This is a genomic window from uncultured Fretibacterium sp. (assembly GCF_938040765.1).
Taxonomy (GTDB): Bacteria; Synergistota; Synergistia; order Synergistales; family Aminobacteriaceae; genus CAJPSE01.
On the sequence record NZ_CALIAA010000132.1, the window covers coordinates 1 to 2,876 of the forward strand.

4 protein-coding genes are annotated in these 2,876 nt (G+C 58.6%); all 4 read right to left on the minus strand.

What is annotated here, in order from left to right:
- Positions 1 to 905 (minus strand): N-6 DNA methylase (locus Q0176_RS04920; protein WP_299299805.1); only part of this gene is annotated, 905 nt, incomplete at its 3' end.
- Positions 906 to 1,093: 188 nt separating this feature from the next.
- Positions 1,094 to 1,612 (minus strand): TnpV protein, encoded by a 519-nt coding sequence (locus Q0176_RS04925; protein ID WP_299299808.1) that lies wholly within the window; start codon positions 1,610 to 1,612, stop codon positions 1,094 to 1,096.
- 635 nt (positions 1,613 to 2,247) lie between these two features.
- Positions 2,248 to 2,400 carry a hypothetical protein gene (locus Q0176_RS04930; protein ID WP_299299810.1) on the minus strand — a complete coding sequence of 51 codons (153 nt, stop codon included), beginning with the start codon at positions 2,398 to 2,400 and terminating at the stop codon, positions 2,248 to 2,250.
- On the minus strand, positions 2,384 to 2,791 hold the full coding sequence (locus Q0176_RS04935) for a hypothetical protein (protein ID WP_299299812.1): 408 nt from the start codon (positions 2,789 to 2,791) through the stop codon (positions 2,384 to 2,386). Before Q0176_RS04935 ends, Q0176_RS04930 begins: the two co-directional genes overlap by 17 nt.
- Positions 2,792 to 2,876: the final 85 nt, after the last annotated feature.

Genomic DNA, 2,876 nt, shown 5'->3' on the forward strand with positions numbered 1-2,876 from the left:
TTGCCGTGCATTGAGGAGTCGAAGGCCATCGTCCCCAGCATCATTTCAGGATGTCGGAGGAAGTAATTGTTGACTGGAACGCCCTCGGCGTTGTTAAAGGTGTGCAACCATTCGGGCTGAACGTCGTCGATGATGTGGTCCCGCTTCTGGAGGAAGAGGATGTCGGTCGTGACTTCGGTTCCGGCATTGGCTTTGAAGGCGGTGTTGGGCAACCGGACGGCCCCCAGGAGCTCGGCCCGCTGTGCGATGTACTGCCGGACCGAGGGGTTGGCTTTGTCCAGGGTCCCCTTAGAGGTCACGAACGCCATGACGCCGCCCGGTCGCACCTGGTCGAGCGTCTTAGCGAAGAAGTAATCATGAATCATGAAACCGTGCTTGTCGTATTTCGGATCCGCGACCCGGTAGGCCCCGAAAGGAACGTTCCCGACAGCCGCGTCGAAGAAGTTGTCCGGAAAGCGGGGCCGTTCGTAGCCATCGACGGTGATGTCCGCCTTCTGGTAAAGCTGGCGGGCGATACGACCCGTGATGCCATCCAGCTCGACGCCGTAGAGCTTCGCGCCCGCCATGCTCTCCGGTACGAGGCCGAAGAAGTTTCCCGTGCCGCAGGCAGGCTCCAGGATGTTTCCGGAGGCCAGGCCCATCCGCTCCAGGGTGCCATAGATCGCCTTCACAACGGTGGGAGAGGTGTAGTGCGCGTTGAGTGTGGAGGCGCGGGCTGAGGCATACTCCTCGTCGCTCAGAAGCCCCTCGAGTTCCGCATACTCTTTGTTCCACGCCTCATTGCGCTCGTCGAACGCCTGGGGCAGACCGCCCCAGCCGACGTACTGCGCCAGGACCTCCTGCTCCTCGGAGGTGGCCAGCCTGCCTTCGCCCTCGATGCGCCGCAGGGTGCGGATGGCCTCCACGTTGCGGGCGTACTTCGTCTTTGCACCGCCAGCGCCGAGGGCGTCGTCCGTTATGCGGTAGTTGACGCGCGGCTGCTCCGGCCCCTTAGGCTTTTCCTCCGATACCTTTGGAGCTTCCCGCTCTGGTTCCGGCTCAAGGGCTTGGGGAGCCGTAGGACGTTCCGGCTCTCCAAGCCCAAAATCAAGGGTTAGCTGGCCTTGCTGGCTTCCGGCCAGATCACGGTATCCAGGACGAGCCGCTCCGCTTCCGAGTCCGCCATCTCGGCCCTCTGCACCCACTCCATCGTCCCATCCGACGGGTTCTGTTCCCGCCACTGGTCCATGATCTCCCGCTTCATCTCCTTCGCTCGGTCCTGAATCTCCAGGCAATGGACCAGAATCTCCTCGCCCAGCTCCAACGCCTTCCGGACCTTCCACTCCTCCAGGTACTTCAGGCGCATCCGGCCGTACTTGCCCAAATCCCTTTCCGGGGTGTGGAGCGTCAGCACCCTGTACGGTTCCCAGATGTCCAGCACCTTCATGTAGAGCGGCCCGTTCCCCTTCTCCCGCATCAGGGCGCCCTCCGGCAGGTCCTCCTTCTCCTGCTCCGTCAGGTCCTCCTCGTGATAGATCGTCAGGTCCTCTTCGGGCATCTCCCTCACCTTCTGGGCCATCTCCTGGTACTCCCGTTCCAAGTCCTCGTTGCTGCAGAAGTTGATGATCGACATCCTGGGATCTTCCAAGTCCTTCAACTGCTCTGGCGTTAGCCGCGCTTTCACCGTTTCGATGGACATTCGCCGACGCTCCCCTTTCTCTGTGCAGTCGAACCGCTCGTTCCGCCTGATCCAGCACCACTCGCGCCGCCCTGTTCACAAGGCTCCCAAGCTTCAGCATATCTTCGTGGCTCAGGTCCCTGATTCCCTCAAAGCTCAGGTTCATGTTCCTTGTGTCCAGTCCAAGCCGTGTCGCGATGTAGAAGGTTATGCTGCTAAGCAACAAATCTTCTGAATGTTCTGTGCTTATATTGTACATCGGCCTGGCCATTTCCGCAAGTCGTTTGGAGATAACCTGGACCTGTTCCGGCAGCGTACCATTCACCTCGAAGGCCTCGCGAAAACGCTGAGATACGGCAGTGGTATTGCCTTCGGTGACGCGCCAGATGTACGGCGGCAGGTCGTGCTCGTGGCCATAGTACGGCCACGTATCTCCGACGTCGAAGACGTTGCGGACTTCCCTGCCATCCTCGCTTAGGAGGCGGATGCCCTTCAGCCCCTTATGGACGCGCCGATGGAAGCGTTGCTCCCAGAAGTCATGCTCTGCGCAAGCTGTGGCATTGGGCCTGTACTCGTGAATCATGAGCTGATCACGGAATGAATACTTGTGGTTTCGCGCCGCCGTGGCCAGCATGGCTTTCCAGGCCGCGCCGCCAGACCGGACCTGCTTCGGCACGTTGTGCTCCCCATTTGCGCCGTGCTTCCTCCAGCGGCGTTTCGTTGCGTTCATGCTCCAGGCTCATGGCTTCTCCCTCGTGTTTCCCTTATCATTTTCAGTATTTCACTGACTTTTTCCTTTCCCCAGGCTTCCTGCAAACTTTTCCAGCTCTTGGGAAGGAAGCCTTCTCTTGCAGCTATATGAACTGCGGCAAGTCTATTTTCTACCTCCAACCTCCAGTACAAATTTGCGAAAATCTCCTGTGCTCGTTCCCGCCCTAAAGGACTTCCATCCTCTCCTGGCAAATCTGCATAGCCAAAGCCGCCTTCAGCTTCAGGCCTGATGATCTCTTCTTCAGTAAACCCTAATGCCAATGGCCAGAGCACGTCATGCTCATATGGCCCCCATGTCGAGGTGATCGTATCCGGCGAGAAGAGATATCCGTTGTCAATGGCATCATTGTTTTTCAGAATCATGAGATACCTCCAAGGGAACCAACGTCTTCAGACGTTGGAGGAATTGGAAACATATCGGTATCCGTCCCCATGCTGTAACCGACAG

What these genes read in the sequence shown, in the direction of transcription:
- Q0176_RS04930 (WP_299299810.1), bottom strand. Translation starts at nt 2,400, where the DNA reads ATGAGCCTGGAGCATGAACGCAACGAAACGCCGCTGGAGGAAGCACGG.
- Q0176_RS04935 (WP_299299812.1), bottom strand. Translation starts at nt 2,791, where the DNA reads ATGATTCTGAAAAACAATGATGCCATTGACAACGGATATCTCTTCTCG.
- Q0176_RS04925 (WP_299299808.1), bottom strand. Translation starts at nt 1,612, where the DNA reads ATGTCGATCATCAACTTCTGCAGCAACGAGGACTTGGAACGGGAGTAC.